16 protein-coding genes are annotated in these 18,026 nt (G+C 34.8%); 5 read left to right on the plus strand and 11 right to left on the minus strand.

The annotated features are described in order from the left end of the window. Positions 1–143: 143 nt before the first annotated feature. The 11 genes from HDR40_RS02720 to rpmH form a co-directional block, all read right to left on the minus strand. A complete protein-coding gene (locus HDR40_RS02720) occupies positions 144–839 on the minus strand; it encodes a hypothetical protein (protein ID WP_290626281.1) in 696 nt (231 codons plus the stop codon). Beyond that, a complete protein-coding gene (locus tag HDR40_RS02725; RefSeq protein ID WP_290626283.1) occupies positions 823–1,611 on the minus strand; it encodes a hypothetical protein in 789 nt (262 codons plus the stop codon). The genes HDR40_RS02720 and HDR40_RS02725 overlap by 17 nt, the downstream gene beginning before the upstream one ends. A gap of 52 nt (positions 1,612–1,663) precedes the next feature. Then, positions 1,664–2,080 (minus strand): DUF2712 domain-containing protein, encoded by a 417-nt coding sequence (locus HDR40_RS02730; RefSeq protein WP_290626285.1) that lies wholly within the window; start codon positions 2,078–2,080, stop codon positions 1,664–1,666. Positions 2,081–2,241: 161 nt separating this feature from the next. Next, positions 2,242–3,072 (minus strand): helix-turn-helix transcriptional regulator, encoded by an 831-nt coding sequence (locus HDR40_RS02735; RefSeq protein ID WP_290626287.1) that lies wholly within the window; start codon positions 3,070–3,072, stop codon positions 2,242–2,244. A gap of 125 nt (positions 3,073–3,197) precedes the next feature. Beyond that, positions 3,198–4,754 (minus strand): ClC family H(+)/Cl(-) exchange transporter, encoded by a 1,557-nt coding sequence (locus HDR40_RS02740; protein ID WP_290626289.1) that lies wholly within the window; start codon positions 4,752–4,754, stop codon positions 3,198–3,200. Between the two features lie 96 nt (positions 4,755–4,850). After that, a complete protein-coding gene (gndA, locus tag HDR40_RS02745; RefSeq protein WP_290626290.1) occupies positions 4,851–6,239 on the minus strand; it encodes an NADP-dependent phosphogluconate dehydrogenase in 1,389 nt (462 codons plus the stop codon). Between the two features lie 238 nt (positions 6,240–6,477). Further along, complete coding sequence (mnmG, locus tag HDR40_RS02750) at positions 6,478–8,388, minus strand: tRNA uridine-5-carboxymethylaminomethyl(34) synthesis enzyme MnmG (protein ID WP_290626292.1); 1,911 nt, start codon at positions 8,386–8,388, stop codon at positions 6,478–6,480. Between the two features lie 16 nt (positions 8,389–8,404). Continuing rightward, the gene (gene mnmE, locus HDR40_RS02755; protein ID WP_290626293.1) at positions 8,405–9,790 is read right to left on the minus strand and encodes a tRNA uridine-5-carboxymethylaminomethyl(34) synthesis GTPase MnmE; all 1,386 of its coding nucleotides are present in this window, start codon (positions 9,788–9,790) and stop codon (positions 8,405–8,407) included. Positions 9,791–9,917: 127 nt separating this feature from the next. Beyond that, positions 9,918–10,796 (minus strand): membrane protein insertase YidC, encoded by an 879-nt coding sequence (locus HDR40_RS02760; protein ID WP_290626294.1) that lies wholly within the window; start codon positions 10,794–10,796, stop codon positions 9,918–9,920. Position 10,797: 1 nt separating this feature from the next. Next, on the minus strand, positions 10,798–11,166 hold the full coding sequence (gene rnpA, locus HDR40_RS02765; RefSeq protein ID WP_290626295.1) for a ribonuclease P protein component: 369 nt from the start codon (positions 11,164–11,166) through the stop codon (positions 10,798–10,800). 49 nt (positions 11,167–11,215) lie between these two features. Next, a complete protein-coding gene (gene rpmH / locus HDR40_RS02770; protein WP_209687610.1) occupies positions 11,216–11,356 on the minus strand; it encodes a 50S ribosomal protein L34 in 141 nt (46 codons plus the stop codon). A gap of 488 nt (positions 11,357–11,844) precedes the next feature. Here rpmH and dnaA point away from each other — a divergent pair, with 488 nt between their 5' ends. The 5 genes from dnaA (at position 11,845) to gyrB (ending at position 18,017) form a co-directional block, all read left to right on the plus strand. Next, positions 11,845–13,203: a chromosomal replication initiator protein DnaA gene (gene dnaA, locus HDR40_RS02775; protein WP_290626298.1), complete on the plus strand. Its 1,359-nt coding sequence runs from the start codon at positions 11,845–11,847 to the stop codon at positions 13,201–13,203. A gap of 176 nt (positions 13,204–13,379) precedes the next feature. Beyond that, the gene (gene dnaN, locus HDR40_RS02780) at positions 13,380–14,510 is read left to right on the plus strand and encodes a DNA polymerase III subunit beta (RefSeq protein WP_290626300.1); all 1,131 of its coding nucleotides are present in this window, start codon (positions 13,380–13,382) and stop codon (positions 14,508–14,510) included. Between the two features lie 192 nt (positions 14,511–14,702). Further along, positions 14,703–14,921, plus strand: coding sequence for a S4 domain-containing protein YaaA (gene yaaA / locus HDR40_RS02785; RefSeq protein WP_290626348.1), 219 nt, complete (start codon positions 14,703–14,705; stop codon positions 14,919–14,921). 3 nt (positions 14,922–14,924) lie between these two features. Further along, on the plus strand, positions 14,925–16,049 hold the full coding sequence (gene recF, locus HDR40_RS02790) for a DNA replication/repair protein RecF (RefSeq protein WP_290626302.1): 1,125 nt from the start codon (positions 14,925–14,927) through the stop codon (positions 16,047–16,049). Then, positions 16,050–18,017, plus strand: a complete 1,968-nt coding sequence (gyrB, locus tag HDR40_RS02795) for a DNA topoisomerase (ATP-hydrolyzing) subunit B (RefSeq protein ID WP_290626304.1) — start codon at positions 16,050–16,052, stop codon at positions 18,015–18,017. Positions 18,018–18,026 lie beyond the last annotated feature (9 nt).

Raw genomic sequence — 18,026 nt, forward strand, 5'->3', positions numbered from 1 at the left:
GAAAAATGAAATCCAAATTTGGAGCATGATAGGTGTTGAAGATGTTGGTTTTACTACTAAATGATTCAGTCAATACAATTTGAGCTAGCAATATTATTTCTAAAATTAAAAGGAAGTACTTGTATAATCTTATCTTCATCCGGCTATGCATAAATTTCTCTCCGCTTAAACAGATATACTTCTCCTAATATTAAAATTATGACTATCCCCCAAATTATACAGGAATCATATGCAATCAAAATTACGTAATTTGGCTTAACAATAATATTTTCCCCCGTAATCCAGTGAATTATATTACCTAAAACAGGATTAAAAGTTAAAACCTCTAAAATTACATAAAAAGAAATATTAATTAACGCATAGGAAAGCTTATGACAAATAATACTAAAACCTAAAAGAAATACTTCTAATACCACTAACTCTTCAAAAATAAGCCAAATATTAAGAAAAAGGTTTGTCCAGGAAATAATGAATGGACGTTGTTTAACCATTAGAAATCCAAGCAAAACTATTGTTGAAGTAATTGTATTAAGCAAACAAATTTTAATAATATTGATGAGCTGACTTTTTAACCATATTGTCCTATCCTTTAAACGAATTAATTCATCTGGTCGCCCTTTCCAAGGCATAGTGCTTACCATTCCACCTGTCCATAATCCTATCCATAATATAAAGCTTGTTTCATAAATATTTTGAAAAACTGCCATCTTACCAAGAAATGGTACATCAGCCAAACCACTGATAGAATAATACAAGATGAATAACACAATGAATATAAATTCAGACGCATATATTTTTGAACTAACAGTCTTAACCCTTCTTCTAGCTACAGGAATCATTTCGATAATTCTCCCAAGTTAATCCAAATATGATTACAGTAAGTATTACCCAATATCCAATAATCCATAGCCACCCATCACTGTACCAATTAGCGTAGTTTGGTACTATTAATTGTGAAAGTGCTAAATTTTGATAGCCACTTAAATTGCCTAAGATAGTAGATAATATTACAATCAGAAGCGGAAAAATTGTTTCTACTCCCCTATGAATTGGAAAGTATGCACTTACTAAGCCTAATTGAGCAAAAAAGCCACTGAAAATAAATATAATTACGAGATAAATAGTCCAAAACACAAACGGATAAGTAGAAAATAACTGATATCCCCATCCGTCTCTACCTATTAAATAAAACTCAGGGTGAGACGGTAAAGTAGTAACCTTATATCTACTAAAATAAATAATTCCCTCAATAATTAATGGAAAAATACCCACTATTCCTCCAATTAAGAAACCAGATAAAAGCGTATTTTTCAAATACTTTCTTTTATTACTTCTAACTACAATTGATGTTATCATCCTGTTTTTCTTATCTTCTTCAATTATACTTGCTCCTGCTAACCCACACATTAGTGGTAATAATACAGAATATAATTGGCTTCCCAAACCAGAGTTATCATAGCCAATCATATGTGCAAAAGCATTATTGTACCAAAACGCATTTACATGATTGATGGTTTTAGCCTGAATAACAACAATTACTAAGCCAAGTAACAAAGCAACTATTGTTTGCCACCTAAGAATCAGTCGCTTCATTTCAATTTTAAACAGCATATTTGTCTCCCTAAACAAAAAGATATCCATTTCTGGGTATCTTTCAAAATTATTAAATAGAATCTGGACTCCATAATCCCTTTACATGAATACGTACATAATTAATACTTGCCGTATGGACACCTAGCATAATATTAGTACGACCATACATTTCATATGCTCGATTATAAATCTTAACGCTCTGACCTTGCTTTAAATCATAGCTACCAGTATTAATACTTGCTCCATTTGCACGTACTGTCCATACATGAGCTTCTCCTTTTCCAATTTGTGTCACACGTGCATAAGATCTACTTTTATCAGTTTTTAATCGTGCAGAACTATAACTACTTCCTTCAAAAGGACTTAGATTAAATTCAAATCCACTATCTGAGTGATTATTAGCAGACACAATCCCTGTTGTTCCTACTGCAAGCATAGTAGCACCTAAAGCAGCTACTATACCGTTTCTTAACATCTTCTTTTTCATCCCCTTTGTCCTCTTTCTTTAAATAAAAACAGATAACAAGATTGGTAACATTGTAATTAGCATTTTTTTACCTCTCTATTAGAATTTACATTTATTTTAAAGTAAGCTAGCAAATTCGTCACTAGATTCGCTAAATAAAAAAATAATCGCGAATTTCGCGATTATTTTTCCTTCGGTAATAACTTTGCAATACTACTCAAGCCATATTTACTTAATACTCTAGCAATTTCTTTAGCATCCTCTTGATTATCCTTTAAAATATCATCCAAATACCTACCTATAATTTTATAAACAAAAACTTCTGGTGTCATTGGTACTTTTTCTAAAAGATTTAAAACTTCAGAAACATATTTTAATTTTTTAGTCCATCTATTAAATACATAGTTTACACATATTCCTGCAACTAACTCCTCAGTTTCAATATTATTCATATCATTTTCTGCATAATACTGAATTAACTGATATATATAATAATCAAGTTCATTACCATCAAAAACAATCATCGAATTAACAAATAAACGCATCCTAGACTCGCTTTTTACCCAACTACTTTCTGTAAATAATATCTGTTTAACTTTTTGCTTGGTCTTACTATCTATTTTATCTACTGTATTTTTTAAAATATGTTTAATCAGGACTGACCTAATCTTAACTTCTTGACTAACATCACTGGATTGAATTGTAGCGTCTAATTCATCTATCTGACTAACATCTTTTTGATAAAATACATCTCTCAATTTAGTCGCTAATCTATATTGAAGATTTACATTTCGACTTTCATAACTTATATATTCTTCCCTAAGCTTCAAAGCAAAATCTTCAAAATTTATCTTATTAGCAGCCAGCAACTTAAACAAGTCATCACTATCAATTCCCTGCTGACCTAATTCAATCTTTGAATAATTTGATGCCGTAAAAATCCCTTTTACAAACTTTTCCTGTGTGAGTCCCAACTTAATCCGCTCATCTTTTAAAGCTTCATTTATTTTCATAATTATCTCACCTTTCTTTTCAATATTGGGACAAATACTAAATTTAGTTTTTATATCATAACAAATTTTTATGCAAAATAAAGAGCATAATTCATCTAAATTTTGCTCTTTATCTAATCTTAATTTCATCCATCAAGTTCAACGCCTTGAAGTTTCTTCATTTTGTCATAAACATACCCACGCTGGTTAGTATCCACTTCTAAGACCAACATATCCCCAGCGGCAATCACCGTGCTTCCATCAGGAATAATATCATGGCCGTCTCGCTTAATAATTTTAACCAAGGTATTTTCTGGCCACTTAACTTCAGAAATTTTCTTATCAACCAAATGACTGCTCTCATAAACTGGCAAAGTCAATTCATCTTCTGTCCCAATATATTCGTCATTATGAGTACCTTTTTTATCCATAGCAGCTGCTAACTGACCGTATATAGGATGTCCACCAAGTAGCTGATCAACTAGTAACGCCACAAAAGCTACGACAGCTAATGGCATTAATTGGAAAAGTGAGCCAACCATTTCAGTAATTAATACAATTGCCGTAAAAGGTGCTCTGATAATTGCTGCGAAATATCCTGCCATGGAGAAGATAATCAAGTTAATGACAAATTTCCCCGGTAATAATCCTAGTTGATTCATTATCATTCCATACACAGCTCCAATCAAGGCACCCATGGTTAAGATTGGCAAGAAGATCCCACTCGGCAAGCCTGAGTCATACGACACAATAGAGAAAGCAATTCTGAGAATATAGTAAACTCCTAAAGTTCCAATCAAAGCCCATCCGGTTCCTGTAATCATTTTTGGCAATGCTAAAATTAATCGATTACCCGGACCAGTAATTAATGGTACATAATACATGATTGGTATCAAAATAGCTAAAGGAATTAGACCATGAAGCCATGAAGGTAAGAAGGTGATTTTAGCATAAACTTTCCTCAAGCTAAATAATCCTACCTTATACAAGTGACCTAACAGACCCAAGACAAGGCCTAAAATAAGTAAGTGCCAATACAAGTTAGTTGGTAAGCGAAAATTATAAGCTAATGCCAAGGAGGGTTTTTGCCCAAAGATATTAGATACAACATAATCAGCTGCAATCGCTCCTACTAGCGCATTCATCCATACCTTCGGTGAAAAATTATGAAAAACTTCTTCAAGTACAAAAAGCGCTCCACTAAGCGGTGCTCCAAAAGCAGCTGACAAACCACTTGCTGCACCAGTAGCAAGCAAAACTCTTGTATTAGTTTTATTTTGCTTAAATCCTTGAGCAACACCTTGACCAATAGATGATCCTAACTGTAGTGAGGGACCTTCTGGTCCTAAAAAAAGACCCGTGCCAATTACCATAATTCCACCGATTAGCTTTCGCCAAAGAATGGGCCACCATTGTAAATGAAGCTTACCTTCCATTTGCAATTTAACTTCAGGAATACCAGATCCTCCAACGTGAGGATATTGTTTAACAAAATATCCAGCAATTAAGCCTACTAAAAACAGACCAACTACAATTGCAACAAACCATACTGGATTACGATGAGCATTTTTAAATAACGTTAGCCAAAAACCTGATGTCTTTTCAATACCAAATCTAAATAATCCAACAACACCTCCTGCAAGAATACCAACAATTAATGCTTGGCCTAATACTTTCAGATTATTTCTTTCTTCTTTATTCATTTGCTTTCCCCTACTTATTTGGATTTTTCCTATAAATAGTATAAAACAAAAAGCTGTAGCTTTTGCTACAGCTTTTAAGTTTCACATGAAACACTATTATTTTTCTTCGTACCATTCAGTATGGAAAGTACCAGGACGGTCATTGCGTTGGTAAGTATGTGCACCGAAGTAATCACGTTGACCCTGAACCATATTTTGTGGCAAGTTTGGATTAAAGATGGATTCTAAGTAATTCAATGCAGCACTTAAAGTTGGAGTTGGTATACCAGCTTCTGCAGCGACTTGAACAATCTTCTTTAATGCAGGCATATTAGCTTTCTTAGTCTTATCAAAGAATGGTGCCTTAAATAAATTCTTCAAGTTGTCATCAGCTCTATAAGCAGACTTAATATCTTGAAGCATTTGAGAGTGAATAATACAACCAGCCTCCCAATTTTGAGCAATTGTATCATAGTGTAATTGCCAGTTATAAGTATGTGCTGCCATAGTCATTTGTTGGAAACCTTGAGCATATGAAACAGCCATTGCTAAGTAAAGTGCTTTTTCTAAGTTTTCAACTAAATCTTTAGGAGCTTTTTCGGAATCAATCTTAGGCTCTGGATCATCTCTAAAGGTTGCCTTAGACATAAATCGAGCAAGAACTGCTTCTGCAATAACAGTAATTGGAGCACCTAAACGAATAGCATCTTCAAGCATCCAGTTACCAGTCCCCTTATAAGAAGCTTCATTTAGAATATGATCAATAATATGATCATCCGTTAAATTATCTTTTTGCTTTAATACTTTAGAAGTTATTTCAATCAAGTAAGCCTGAGCTGCACCTTTATCCCATTTTGCAAAAATTTCGCTCATTTCATCATTGGAGCAGTGACCAACAGTTCTCAAGATATCGTATACTTCAGAAATAATTTGCATAATTCCGTATTCAATACCGTTATGAACCATCTTCACATAGTGCCCACTACCTTCTGGTCCAATATAGCCTACACATGCTTGACCACTTGGTGTCTTAGCAGCCATTGCTTCTAAAATTGGAGAAACTTCTTTATAAGCTTCTTCATCACCCCCTGGCATCAAGGCTGGACCATTTAAGGCACCTTCTTCACCACCAGACACACCCATACCAATAAAATGGATACCTTTCTTTTCTAATTCACGACTACGACGATTGGTATCGTGGAAGTTAGAATTACCACCATCAATTAAAATATCGCCTTTATCAAGTAATGGTAATAATTTTTGAATCGTTTCATCAACGGGCTTACCTGCCATAATTTGAATCAAAATTTTACGAGGTTTTTCTAAAGAATTAACAAATTCTTCCCAAGTATAAGTTGGTTTTAAATTTTTATCTTCATATTGAGCTAAAGCATCTACTTCTGGCTTATCAATAGAAAAGCCAGAGACCGAGAATCCATGATTTTTAACGTTAAGTGCAAGATTTTTACCCATAACGGAAAGGCCAATAACACCAAATTGTTGCATAAGAATAATGCCTCCATACTTTCTGTTTATTTATCTTACCTATAGTATACTTTTTTTGAAAAAATTTCGCATAGATTTACTTACTTTTAATTAAAAAGAAAAAATTATATTTTCAATAATAATACTTTCTCAAAATATATATTTTAGCAAATTCCCGGCTTGTGAAGATATTAACTAGTGAAAATAGAGATTGTGAAAAATACACAAAAAAGCTCCACTTAGAGCTCTTTTACTTTTACTATTTATTTTCTTCTGGTAATTTAGCAATTCTACCCTGCTGAATGTAGGCAGTCAAGATAGCTAAATCAGCTGGATTTACACCTGAAATACGTTCAGCTTGAGCAATAGATTCTGGACGAATCTTCTCAAATTTTTGACGAGCTTCAGTTGCTAAACTAGGAATTGCCGAATAGTCAATTCTATCAGGAATTTTTTTAGATTCCAGACGGTGTAATCTATCAACCATTGCTTTTTCCTTCTTGATATAACCGGCATACTTTAAAGCAATTTCCACTTGCTCTTTAACATAACGATCATCAGAAATAGTTTCACCAGTCAATTTTTCAACCGCATCAACACTAACTCTTGGTCGCTTAATAAAGTCAGCTGCAGTTACACCATTATTTAATCTATCTTGCTTTACACTCGCAAGATATTCTTGAACTTCATCAGTTGGATGAATTTTAATTTCCTCAACCTTTTTCATTGCCTGGGAAATAGCTTCTTTTTTCTCAAGGAATTTTTGGTAACGTTCTTCATCAATTAAACCCAAATCATGGCCCTTATCAGTTAAACGTAAATCCGCATTATCATGGCGTAAAAGTAAACGATATTCTGCACGACTGGTTAATAAGCGGTAAGGCTCATTAGTACCCTTCGTTACTAAATCATCAATTAAAACACCAATATAAGCTTCATCACGTTGTAAAGTAAAGCCTGGTTTACCTTGAGCACTAAGAGCGGCATTGATACCAGCAACTAAACCTTGACCAGCAGCCTCTTCATACCCAGAGGTACCATTCATTTGACCTGCAGTAAATAATCCCTGAATATTCTTAGTTTCAAGCGTGTGCTTCAATTGCCATGGCTCAATTACATCATATTCAATAGCATAACCTGGTCGCATTAATTCCGCATGTTCAAGACCCGCAACAGAGTGAACCATCTTAAGCTGCACTTCTTCAGGCATAGAAGTAGAAAAATCACCTACATAAACTTCTTTAGTGTGACGTCCCTCTGGTTCTAAGAAAATTTGATGGCGATCTTTATCAGCAAAGCGGACTATCTTATCTTCAATAGATGGACAATAACGCGGACCTACACCCTTAATTACTCCAGAGAACATCGGAGCACGATCTAAGTTTTCACGAATAATTTCATGAGTAGTTGGATTAGTGTAGGTCATATAACAAGATAACTGGTCTTCTACTTTAATGTAATCCTCATCTTTACTTGTGTAAGAAAAATGACGTGGCTCTTCATCACCTGGTTCTTCCTCTGTCTTAGAATAATCGATAGTATTTCCATCAACACGTGGTGGAGTACCAGTCTTGAAACGACGTAATTTAAAGCCTAATTTTTCAAGGTTTTCCGGTAATTTAATTGAAGGAAGAGAATTATTAGGACCTGATGAATAAGCTAATTCTCCGATGATAATCTTACCCCTAGCAGCAGTACCAGTAGTTAAAACCACACTCTTGGCATGATACTTAGCACCAGTATTAGTAATTAGCCCCTTACATACACCATCTTCTATAACTAATTCATCTGCTACTCCTTGACGCAAAGTAAGGTTTGGGGTGTTTTCTATGACATCTTTCATATGCTCATGATATTGCCATTTATCAGCCTGTGCGCGCAATGCACGAACAGCTGGCCCCTTACCAGTGTTTAACATTCTCATTTGAACATATGTTGCATCAATATTTTTACCCATTTGTCCACCAAGGGCATCAATTTCGCGAACAACCGTTCCTTTAGCAGGACCACCAACAGATGGATTACATGGCATAAAAGCAACCATATCCAAATTAATAGTTAAAAGAAGTGTTTTTTCTCCCATATGGGCTGCCGCTAAAGCCGCTTCACATCCAGCATGTCCGGCACCGACAACAATTACATCATATTCATTTGAATCGTATGTTTTCATTATTTGTATACCTTTCTTACTTACCTAAACAGAATTGGCTAAAGAGTTCAGTAATCAACTCATCTGGTGCACTTTCACCCGTAATTTCGCCAAGAGTATCCCAAGCATCCTTAAGGTCGATTTGCACCAAATCAAGTGGCATTGCATTCTCAACACCGTTTACAACATCAGACAATGATTGCTTAGCCTTCTGAAGCAAACCTGCTTGACGCTGATTAGTAACCATTACTTGGTTAGCAGAATTTTCAATTCCAGAGAAGAAAAGCTTCTCAATTGCTTCTTCAAGTTTATCAAGATTTTCTTTTTGTAAAATAGAGGTAACAATGATTGGACTATCTGTCATTTCCGCAATCATTTCTCGGGAAATCTTAGCGCCTAAATCACTTTTATTCAAGATAATAATTCTTTTTTTACCATCAGTAAACTTAAGAAGATTCTTATCTTCTTCGCTTAATTCACGGCTTGAATCGAGTAAAAGTAAGACCAGATCAGCATTTTCTACCGCTTTTTTAGAACGTTCAACACCAATCTTTTCAACCTTATCTTCAGTGTGGTGAATACCGGCTGTATCTATCAACTTCAGAGGTACACCCTTTACAGAGACATATTCTTCTAAAGTATCACGTGTAGTACCAGCAACATCAGTAACTATGGCCTTTTCATCTTGAGTAAGATAGTTTAAAAGTGACGATTTACCAACATTTGGACGCCCTACAATAGCAGTTGCTAAACCGCTACGCATAATTTTACCTTCTTGAGCTGTTTTTAATAGTTGATCAATTTTTTCTGACACAACTATAGCCTTTTCTTTCATTTCTTTGCCGGTCATATCATCCATATCATACTCTGGATAATCAATATTTACTTCTTCTTGAGCCATTGTATCAAGTAATTCTTGACGTATAGCTCTAATTTTTTCCATTAAGCCACCAGCAAGTTGATTCATCGCAACTTCACGTGATTTATCGGTCTTCGCACGTACAATATCCATAACAGATTCAGCTTGTGTTAAGTCAATTCTCCCATTCATAAATGCACGCTTAGTATACTCCCCAGGATCAGCCATTCTAGCGCCATTTGCTAAGAGTAATTGTAAAATATCATTAGTTACAACTATACCTCCATGACAATTAATTTCGACTACATCCTCACGAGTAAAAGTCTTAGGTCCACGCATGACGCTTACCATAGATTCATCAATAACCTTATTCGCCTTAGAATCTACGATATGACCATAATGAATAGTATGAGTTGGAACTTTTGTTAAATCAGCTCCTTTAAAGACTTTATTCGCAATTTTAATTGCATCTTCACCTGATAGACGAACAATAGAAATACCACCTTCCCCAATTGGGGTAGAAATAGCGGCAATAGTATCGAATTGTGTTAAAACTTGTACCATTTTTCCCTCTTAAATACTCAAAAAACTAAAAAATTAAATAAAAAAAGCGCCACTCCACCCTTAAAACATACTAAAGGTGGATAAAGCACTTTGACTACTTTATCTTCATAGATAATTATTAAATTATTTATTTGCTTTTCTTACGACCTAATCGCTTATATGTCTTACGCAAACGTTTTTGACGTTCTTGCTCAGCTTTTTTCTCTTCTTCCAATTCACGTTGATACTTGAATGGGTTCTGTAAAATAAAGGTTTGAACAACCTGAAATAGGTTAGAAACAACCCAATATAATGAAATAGCTGATTGAAGTCCAACTGCAGTAACACCAATAAAGATAGGCATAATATATGTCATACTCTTCGTCATACCGTTTTGAGAGGACTTAGGTTGTGACATTTGACTAATATATGAGGACATGAAAGTAAACACAGCTGCTAAAATAGGCATTACAAAATATGGGTCAGGATGTCCTAAATCCATCCATAGGAAATGTCCATTTTGTAATTGAGGAGTTCTGTAAATAGATTGATAGAGCGCCCACATAACAGGCAACTGAATAAGCAATGGAAGGCACCCAACATATGGGTTAACCCCAGCTTCCTTATAAAGTTTACTGGTTTCTTCTTGTAACTTTTGACGTGTTTCAACATCTTTTCCAGAATACTTTTTGCGTAATGCATCCATCTGAGGTTGAAGACGTTGTTGCTTACCCATACTTTTAATCTGGATAGCATTCAAAGGTAACAAGATAACTCTAATGATGATGGTAAAGATAATAATTGCCCATCCATAAGAATTATGAACCAGACTTGCGATCCAAAGAATAAATTCAGACAAGTAATAAAGTACATATCTATCCCACCAACTTCCACTGGTGTGGGAAATAGGTGCAACGTGTCCTCCAGTTGCAACAGAAGTACATCCTGTCACCACGAAAGCAAGTGCAACCATTCCTAGTACCATTATTATTCTCTTAAAATTTTTCTTTGTTAAAAAGTCCTTCACTCTACTTTTCCTCTGTTTCAGTCTTTTTGGTAGATAATACATGCGCTAAATTAAGCACATGTTCAAGATTTTTTCTAGTTCTCACCATATCAAAATCACGGGCATATGGTCTAGCGATTACTAAAAAATCTAAATCAGGCTTGATATTAGGCTTCATATCCGTGAGCGTTGCACGAATATACCTCTTGAGTCGATTTCTCGCTACTGCAGTATGACCAACTTTCTTACCGACAGAAATGCCGACACGAAAATGCTTTTGTCCTTCTTTTGGTAAAGAGTAAATAACAAAAGCACGATTTGCCATCGATTGACCTTGTTCGAAAACATTTTGAAAATCTTTCTCAGTTTTTACGCGGTAGGATTTTCTCAATTTTATATCATCCTAACTTAGATTAAAAAAACCACTGAGTGTCAGTGGCTTAAGCAGATAAAACTTTTCTACCCTTTTTACGACGTCTTGCTAAAACCTTACGGCCGTTTGATGTAGCCATACGCTTCATGAAACCATGAACACGTGAACGGTGACGTTTCTTAGGTTGGTAAGTTCTTTTTGTGGACATTAATATGCACCTCCGTTTAAGTGCCTCAAGCACAATATTCTAAGATAGAATAGCATATTTATATAAAAAATCCAAGTCTTTTCCTATAAAAAACTTTATTTATTATGAGGTATACTTTTTTATTTTTTAAATATACTTTTTGTGGATTTCTTGCGCATAAATATTTACAAGACGAATTATTCACAGCTTTTTGCACAAACATATCAACAATTAACAGGCTGTTATTAACTTTTTCAACAAGGGTGTTAATAACTTGTATATTTACGTTATAAGCTCTGTAAATATAATAAATATTATCAACAGAATGCTTGTGGATAATTATAAATGCTATTAACAATTATTAGCCAATGTGGAAAACTCGCTTTTTTTATTCACATGCCTGTTAATTTGTTAATTATACTTTTGCACTTGTGGAAAACTTACTCATATAATGCTAAAATAACTTAGAAAAAATATTTAAAATTTTTATCTATTTGGAGGATAACTTTGTGTTTGACTTAGAAAAATTCTGGCAATTCTTTAACGAAGAAATGAAACGTCGTTATAGTGAAGTTGCCTACAATGCCTGGTTTAAAAACACTAAGCCAATTTCTTTCAATAAAGCCAATAACGAAATGCTGATAGCAGTAGAATCACCTGTATCCAAAGGATATTGGGAAAAAAACTTAGCATCTCAATTAATACAAGAAGCATATGCCTATGCAGATATTGAGATTTCTCCTAAGTTTCAGCTTGCTAATAAGACAAATAATGAACACTTTTTAACACCTAGTGTTAGTCAAGAACGATTACGCGAGCAACATCATCCTAATGCTTTCACAGAAGGTTTACCACTTAATAACAAGTACACATTTGATACATTCGTTCAAGGCGAAGGAAACAAATTGGCTGCTGGTGCAGCATTAGCTGTAGCAGATAAACCTGGTAGTTTTTACAATCCATTATTTATCTTTGGTGGTGTGGGACTAGGAAAAACTCATTTAATGCAGGCCATAGGCCACAAAATGTTAGATGATAACCCCGATGCAAAAGTCCTTTATATCCAAAGTGAGACATTTGTAAATGACTTTATCAACTCTATAAAAAATAAAACCCAGGCTGCTTTTAGAGAAAAATATCGTACTTGTGATTTATTATTAGTTGATGATATTCAATTTTTTGCTAAAAAAGAGGGAATTCAAGAGGAATTTTTCCACACTTTTGAAACCCTCTATAACGATCAAAAGCAAATCGTAATGACTAGTGATCGTTTGCCTAATGAAATTCCAGCTCTTTCTGAAAGATTAGTTTCAAGATTTGCCTGGGGATTACAAGTTGAAATTACTCCACCAGATTTAGAAACTAGAATAGCAATTTTACGTAAAAAAGCTGAATCTGAGGGACTTAATATCGACAACGATACTTTGAATTACATCGCGTCTCAAATTGAAACCAATATTCGTGAACTGGAAGGAGCATTAGTAAAGGTACAAGCTCATGCTACTATTGAAAAAACTGATATGAATATGGAACTTGCTCAGTCAGCTTTAACTGATCTTAAGTTAGTTCAGAAAGACAGAGGTATTCAAATTTCTAAAATTCAAGAAGTAGTCGCTAATTATTTTCAAATAACTACCGAGGAACTAAAAGGCAAAAAACGCGTAAAACATATTGTAGTACCCCGGCAAATTGCAATGTATTTATCAAGAGAACTTACAGATTCCAGTTTGCCAAAAATTGGACAAGAATTTGGTGGAAAAGATCACACAACCGTCATGCATGCTAATGAAAAAATTGAACATGCAATCAAAACCGATACAGAAATAAAGAATGCGGTCTATGATTTAAAATCAATGCTCCAACATTAGCAGTTGATAACTTGTGGACAACTTAAGGGATTTACCCACAAGTTATTTACAGGTAGTTTCCTTTAAAACCAGGGTTTTATCCCACTTTTCCACATAATCCACCGCCCCTACTACTACTTCTAACTAATTAAATATATAATTAATAATAAACAGTATATATACACAGGAGGTAAACGATGCAGTTTACAATTAACAGAAACTTGTTTTTAGAAAACTTGAATAATGTTATGCGTGCAATTTCTTCACGTGCTAGTATTCCTATTCTCAGTGGTATAAAACTTAGTCTAAGTAATAAAGAACTAACCTTAACTGGTAGTGATACAAACATCTCAATTCAAATTGAAATCCCTGTTAATGATGATTTACACATTCAATCCACAGGTGCAATAGTTTTACCAGCTCGTTTCTTTAGCGAGATTATTAAAAAACTACCAGGTAAAGAATTTTCTTTTGAAGTAAAAGAAAGTTTTCAAACTAAGATTACTTCAGAAAATACAGAATTTATGATCAATGGGTTAGATGCTAACAATTATCCACGTCTTCCAGAAATATCCACAAGCTCTTCATTTGAAGTTTCTGGAAAAACTTTTAGAAATATTATTAATGAAACTGTATTTGCTGTAGCAGCCCAAGAAAGTCGTCCGACTTTAAATGGTGTAAATTTTGTTTTTAGAAATAATGCGATAAAAGCAGTGGCTACTGATAGTCATCGTCTGTCACAAAGAGAAATCAATTTATCAAATGGTCCACAAGTGGATGCTAATTTAATCATTCCTGGTACTAGTCTTGTGGAACTAGCTAGAATTATCGGAGAAACTGATCCTAAGTTGACGGTTACCCCTGGAGATAATCAAGTATTATTTAATGTGGGAAATTTAGCGTTCTATACGCGTTTATTAGAAGGTTCTTATCCAGATACCGATCGTTTGATTCCAACTGAATCAATGACGAATGTAGAATTTGATTTATCTACTTTAGCTCGCTCACTGGAACGTGCAAGTTTACTTACACACGAAAGTAGAAATAATGTTGTAAAAATGACTCTAGATGTGGACAATCAAGTAGTAAAACTTGAGGGTGATTCACCAGAGATTGGAAATGTAGAAGAAGAAGTAGCTTTTAAAGGTTTACAAGGCAATAATCTTGAAATTTCTTTTAATCCGGATTACCTACGCGATGCTTTACGGGCATCCATTACAGACTCCGTAGTGATGAATTTTACTCAGCCACTCCGTCCATTCACAGTTATTCCGGGTCGAGATGACGTAAACTTTACTCAGTTGATTACACCAGTTAGAACTTATTAATTAATTTTGGAACCACTAAAGGTGGTTCTTTTTTTGTTTCTTTTGTTTAAAGCCATTTTTTGGGTGTGTAAGCTTTTTTTAGTTCACTTGGTACAGGTATATTAACTGATAGAAAATTAGGTTAGGCACCCCTCAAATTGTTTTTCACAAGAAAAAAAGTTATAATTGTATAGTATAAAAGAAAATGGGGTGATGATTATCAAGAATTTCACAATTAAGGGAGGATACATTACTTTAGCTCAATTTCTTAAGGAAGAAAGTATTATTTCTTCTGGGGGACAGGCTAAATGGTATCTGAAAGATAACCCTGTGACATTGAATGGTAAAACTGAGGACAGACGTGGTAAAAAAATCCACCCTGGGGATAAGTTGTTGATAAACGGACAAGCGTACGAGTTTAGTGCGGAGTAGGTAATGTACCTGGATAATTTAGCGCTGAAGGATTTTAGAAATTTTTCTGAATTAAAAGTTGATTTTGATCCCTATGTAAATGTTTTTATCGGTGCAAATGCTCAGGGAAAAACTAATCTGTTAGAGGCAATTTATTTTTTAGGGTTAACCCGTTCACACCGCACTAGTAGTGATCGAGAATTAATTAATTTTGAAGCAAAAAATGCAAGTTTACAAGGATTAGTCCATAAAAGCCAGGTAGAAGTTGAACTTAAGTTGCGACTTACTTCGAAAGGAAAATTAGCCTGGGTTAATCGTTTGCAACAAAAGAAATTGTCTCGCTATGTCGGGCAGATGAATGCCATTTTATTTTCACCGGAAGATTTATCTCTGGTAAAAGGTGGGCCTGGGATTAGGCGAAAATTTATGAATTTGGAGTTTAGTCAGATTAATCCAGAATATTTGTATTTTTCGAGTCAATATCAACAAGTTTTGCACCAAAAAAATAATTATCTTAAACAATTAGCTGCTAAAAAAGCTAGTGATCAAGTATTTTTAGATGTTTTGTCAGAACAATTAGCAGGTATTTCCGCGGAAATAATTGCGCGACGATTTAAGTATGTAAGTTTTTTAAATACTTATGCACAAGTCGCCCATAATCATATCAGTAATAATCAAGAAAAACTCCAAATAGAGTATCGTCCGTCAATTCATGGTATAAATTCTGATGACAGTGTGGAAAGCATTTATCAACAAGTATTGGTCAATTTTCAAAAAAATAAACTTGCTGAGATAAGAACAGGTTTAACTTTGTCTGGTCCACATCGGGATGATCTTATTTTTACGATTAACGGCAAAAATGCTCGCGAATTTGCTTCGCAAGGTCAGCAGCGTACGATTGCTTTAAGTTTGAAATTAGCTGAAATTCAGCTCGTTCACAAGTTGACTAATGAATATCCAATTTTGTTACTTGATGATGTAATGAGCGAACTTGATCATGAGCGTCAGACTAGTTTATTAAGTTATATTCACGGTAAGACACAAACTTTTATTACCACAACAGATTTAGAAGGTATTTCCTGGGAAAAGATTAAATCACCTAGGATTTTTTATCTTGAATCTGGAAATATTGTTAAAGAGGAGAGTTAGATGGCTGAAAACACAAGTAAAAGCGAAGAAAAGCAAGCCCAGGATTTTGAAAAACGTGCTGATTCATATGATGCGAGTCAAATTCAAGTTTTAGGCGGCTTAGAAGCAGTTCGAAAGAGACCTGGGATGTATATTGGGTCTACAAGTGCTCAAGGTTTACATCATTTAGTGTGGGAAATCATTGATAATAGTATCGATGAACGCTTAGCTGGTTTTGCTACTCAAATTGAGATCACAGTTAATGAAGATGGCAGCGTTACTGTTCAAGATGATGGTCGTGGAATTCCTGTGGATATTCAGAAAAAGACAGGTCGTCCAGCTTTAGAAACAGTATTTACCGTATTGCATGCTGGTGGTAAGTTTGGCGGTGGCGGATATAAAGTTTCTGGTGGGTTGCATGGTGTCGGTGCGTCAGTTGTTAATGCTTTGTCTACAAAGCTTGATGTTACTGTTATGCGTGATGGTAAAAAATACACTATTGCCTTTGACCATGGTCGAGTTGTGCAGGACATGAAGGAAGTAGGCAGTGTAGACCTAGGTCAGCATGGGACGATTGTTCACTTTTATCCAGATCCCGATATTTTTACTGAAACTACAACTTTTGATGACAAAATCTTAAAAAATCGTATTCGTGAACTTGCATTTTTAAATAAGGGTTTAAAATTAACATTTACTGATAAACGTAAGGAATCTGCAGAAACTGATGTATATCACTTTGAAGGTGGGATTAAGGAATACGTGTCTTACCTTGACCGTGATAGTGAAGTTTTATTCGATGATCCAGTTTATGTTGATGGAGACTATGATGGAATCAATGTGGAAGTTTCTTTGCAATATACTAAGGGTTACAAAACTACGTTGATGACTTTTGCTAACAATATCCACACCTATGAAGGTGGGATGCATGAAGCTGGATTTAAGACTGCTTTGACTCGCGTGGTAAATGATTATGCTAGAAAAGCAAAGATTTTCAAAGATAAAGATGATAATCTTTCTGGTGAAGATATTCGTGAAGGAATGACTGCTGTCGTATCTATTAAGCACCCAGCTCCTCAATTCGAAGGCCAAACTAAAACTAAATTAGGAAATTCTGATGCTAGAGCAGCTGTTGATAAAGCATTTTCTGAAGCATTTAGTAAGTTTTTAATGGAAAATCCACAAGTAGGTCGCAAAATTGTGGAAAAAGGGCAACTAGCTGCGCGCGCTCGTGTAGCTGCTAAACGTGCACGTGAAGTTACTCGTAAAAAATCGGGTTTAGAAATTGCTAATTTACCTGGGAAACTAGCCGATAATACTAGTAATGATCCAAGTATTTCTGAGTTATTTATTGTCGAAGGTAATTCTGCCGGTGGGTCAGCTAAGCAGGGTCGTTCAAGATTAACTCAGGCTATTCTACCCATTCGAGGAAAAATCTTGAATGTTGAGAAAGCTTCAATGGACCGCATCTTGGCTAATCAAGAAATTCGTTCTTTATTTACAGCTTTAGGTACAGGTTTTGGAGCAGACTTTGATGTTTCTAAAGCTCGTTATCACAAATTAATTATTATGACAGATGCGGATGTAGATGGCGCCCATATTAGAACTTTATTATTAACTCTCTTTTATAACTATATGCGTCCAATGATTGAAAAGGGATATGTTTATATTGCGCGTCCACCTCTGTATCAAGTTCGCCAAGGTAAGGTAGAAAAATATTTAGATACTGATGAAGAATTACGTGAATATCTAGGGACTTTGCAACCAAGTCCTAAGCCAATAGTTCAACGTTACAAAGGACTAGGTGAAATGGACCCAGAACAGTTATGGGAAACTACTATGAATCCTGAAAATCGTCGCTTGGATCGAGTAAGTCCTGAAGTTGCCGCAGATGCAGATAAGGTATTTAACTTGTTAATGGGTAACGAAGTTGGGCCAAGACGTGAATTTATTGAGCAAAATGCTAAATATGTTGAAAACTTGGATGCTTAGGAGGTTTAG

It is taken from the genome of Lactobacillus sp., assembly GCF_014803895.1.

Coding starts and splice junctions, on each gene's coding strand:
- HDR40_RS02720 (WP_290626281.1), bottom strand. CDS start 839: ATGATTCCTGTAGCTAGAAGAAGGGTTAAGACTGTTAGTTCAAAAATA.
- HDR40_RS02725 (WP_290626283.1), bottom strand. CDS start 1,611: ATGCTGTTTAAAATTGAAATGAAGCGACTGATTCTTAGGTGGCAAACA.
- HDR40_RS02730 (WP_290626285.1), bottom strand. CDS start 2,080: ATGAAAAAGAAGATGTTAAGAAACGGTATAGTAGCTGCTTTAGGTGCT.
- HDR40_RS02735 (WP_290626287.1), bottom strand. CDS start 3,072: ATGAAAATAAATGAAGCTTTAAAAGATGAGCGGATTAAGTTGGGACTC.
- HDR40_RS02740 (WP_290626289.1), bottom strand. CDS start 4,754: ATGAATAAAGAAGAAAGAAATAATCTGAAAGTATTAGGCCAAGCATTA.
- gndA (WP_290626290.1), bottom strand. CDS start 6,239: ATGCAACAATTTGGTGTTATTGGCCTTTCCGTTATGGGTAAAAATCTT.
- mnmG (WP_290626292.1), bottom strand. CDS start 8,388: ATGAAAACATACGATTCAAATGAATATGATGTAATTGTTGTCGGTGCC.
- mnmE (WP_290626293.1), bottom strand. CDS start 9,790: ATGGTACAAGTTTTAACACAATTCGATACTATTGCCGCTATTTCTACC.
- rpmH (WP_209687610.1), bottom strand. CDS start 11,356: ATGTCCACAAAAAGAACTTACCAACCTAAGAAACGTCACCGTTCACGT.
- dnaN (WP_290626300.1), top strand. CDS start 13,380: ATGCAGTTTACAATTAACAGAAACTTGTTTTTAGAAAACTTGAATAAT.
- yaaA (WP_290626348.1), top strand. CDS start 14,703: ATGATTATCAAGAATTTCACAATTAAGGGAGGATACATTACTTTAGCT.
- recF (WP_290626302.1), top strand. CDS start 14,925: ATGTACCTGGATAATTTAGCGCTGAAGGATTTTAGAAATTTTTCTGAA.
- gyrB (WP_290626304.1), top strand. CDS start 16,050: ATGGCTGAAAACACAAGTAAAAGCGAAGAAAAGCAAGCCCAGGATTTT.